Here is a 1,760-nt window from a genome sequence, read left to right as displayed (position 1 = left end):
ATTGAATACATCAACGGCACGGATCTAAAGACATTGATCCGAAAAAAGGGTAGTTTCAGCATTGAGGATACTGTAGGCTTGTTGGTTCAAGCGTGCGCAGGCGTAGGTTACGCCCATCGAGCGGGTTTGGTGCATTGCGATATCAAGCCGCACAACATGCTTGTTTCAAACGATTTTCGCCTTAAGGTCACCGATTTTGGAATTGCACGCGCACTTGCCAGCATTCATCCCGATGAGAAAAGTGAAATTGTTTGGGGATCACCTCATTATTTTTCACCGGAACAAGCCGCGGGCGGTCCGCCATCTCCTGCATCTGATGTTTATTCATTGGGCGTTATATTGTACGAAATGTTAACGGGAAAACTACCATTTGAATCAAGCGATGCGACCGAGCTCTCTAAAATGCATCGCACGAACGACCCAATTCCGCCACGCAAAATCAACCGGGCTATCCCACAATATCTCGAAGAAATCACCCTTAAAGTTTTATCAAAAGAACCATCTGCCCGTTATCGAACCGCCGATCAGTTGGGACGTGTTCTAATGTCTTTCAAAGATGTCAACGAAGACAAAACAGGACCTATCGTCCTCCCCCAACCAGCAAAAACCAATCCATCTACAAATTCTAAACCCGCCCCGTTATTAAAAGACGATCATAAACCAGCATTCCAACCTGTTCAACCTCAGGAAGAAGCAGTAGTGGACGAGGGCAAAGAACATAGCGTCGATTGGTTAACCTGGTTGCTCGGTTTATTGGCATTTACAGCAATTTTTGGGTTGATCCCATTCTGGCTTTATATTTATTACGCGGTCAATCCTTAAGGATCAGTAAAGGAATGCTATGACGATCATAATCGCCCCCTCGATTCTCTCAGCAGATTTCACCAAACTTGGTGTTCAGGTCAAGGAAGCCGAAAAAGCTGGCGCAGACTGGATTCATGTTGATGTTATGGATGGTCGATTTGTGCCCAACATTACTTTTGGTCCAATGATTGTTAAAGCTGTTCGGCGTGCCACAACATTGCCTATCGATGTCCACCTGATGATTGTCGAGCCAGAAAAGCATTTGCAGGCTTTTGCAGATGCTGGCACAAACCACTTAACCGTCCACTATGAAACATGCCCACACATTCATCGCACCTTAGAAAATATTCGCGAATTGGGAATGTCACCTGGAATTGTAATCAATCCGGGAACGCCAATAAACACCCTGGAAGAACTTCCCCAGTATTTTGAAAAAGTCTTGATCATGACCGTCAACCCGGGTTTTGGCGGTCAGTCCTTCATCCCCAGCATGTACGAGAAAATTCGCAAAACAAGAGATTTCCTTAAAAAAAACGGATCAAAAGCGATGATCCAGGTTGACGGCGGAATCAGCCCTGAGACAATCAAAGCATGCTATCAGGCTGGGGCAGACAATTTTATTGCGGGATCTGCCATTTTTGGTCATCAAAACGGTATTGCTGCTGGAATCAAAGCCTTGCGTGAGGCACTCAAGTGATGCTATTAAAGCAAAAATCGCGACATGTTGCCGCGACTATTGCATCGATTGTGTGTTAAAACTATTTAGTGGCTTTGGTTAAAGTTCGAATACAACGCGTGCACAATGTCTTTTTGACCATTTTGCCGTCTTCATAAACCGTAACCTGTTGAAGATTTGGTTTGAATGTACGTTTTGTTGCTCGCATGGAGTGACTTCGGTTCTGACCAAAGGTGGTTTTTTTACCACAATGTTCGCAAATCGCCATGATGTCGTCCTT

At 44.9% G+C, this 1,760-nt stretch carries 3 protein-coding genes; 2 read left to right on the top strand and 1 reads right to left on the bottom strand.

The features are described 5' to 3' along the window. Both AB3112_RS11285 and rpe read left to right on the top strand, forming a co-directional pair. A partial coding sequence (locus AB3112_RS11285) for a protein kinase (RefSeq protein WP_367334547.1) occupies nt 1-822 on the top strand: 822 nt, incomplete at its 5' end. A gap of 25 nt (nt 823-847) precedes the next feature. After that, the gene (rpe, locus tag AB3112_RS11280; RefSeq protein WP_367334549.1) at nt 848-1,501 is read left to right on the top strand and encodes a ribulose-phosphate 3-epimerase; all 654 of its coding nucleotides are present in this window, start codon (nt 848-850) and stop codon (nt 1,499-1,501) included. Nucleotides 1,502-1,562: 61 nt separating this feature from the next. Here rpe and rpmB read toward each other — a convergent pair whose 3' ends face one another. Beyond that, nucleotides 1,563-1,748, bottom strand: coding sequence for a 50S ribosomal protein L28 (gene rpmB / locus AB3112_RS11275; RefSeq protein WP_367334548.1), 186 nt, complete (start codon nt 1,746-1,748; stop codon nt 1,563-1,565). Nucleotides 1,749-1,760: the final 12 nt, after the last annotated feature.

The sequence above is a fragment of the Lentilactobacillus sp. genome (assembly GCF_040773105.1).
In the GTDB taxonomy this organism is placed as follows: Bacteria; Bacillota; Bacilli; order Lactobacillales; family Lactobacillaceae; genus Lentilactobacillus; species Lentilactobacillus parabuchneri.
This window is presented reverse-complemented; position numbering and strand designations above follow the sequence as displayed.